The organism is Prevotella sp. CAG:592, assembly GCF_000436015.1.
Classification (GTDB): domain Bacteria; phylum Bacteroidota; class Bacteroidia; order Bacteroidales; family Bacteroidaceae; genus Prevotella; species Prevotella pectinovora.
Genome location: NZ_FR892604.1, coordinates 1 through 221 on the forward strand (window position 1 = coordinate 1; position 221 = coordinate 221).

Genomic DNA, 221 nt, shown 5'->3' on the forward strand with positions numbered 1-221 from the left:
AACTGAGGAAACGAATTTCAGCCAACTGAGGAAACGAAACACGGCCAACTGAGGAAACGTGTGTTCATAAAGCCGTTTTTGTAAGTATGATTCCAACGCGATACCACCCCCGACATACAATGCGATAATGCCTCCCGATACATTTTTCCGACATATATAGTGCTGATATATCCTTTTTTTCATATTTTTGCAGCGGCATTCCGCCCATACATTATTCTATG

General features: G+C 41.6%; 1 protein-coding gene. It reads right to left on the reverse strand.

Features of this window, described 5'->3' with window-relative positions; all coding sequences use genetic code 11:
* Positions 1-183: hypothetical protein (locus QVO99_RS08145; protein ID WP_288177069.1), on the reverse strand; the 183-nt coding region annotated here is incomplete at its 3' end.
* Between the last annotated feature and the right edge of the window lie 38 nt (positions 184-221).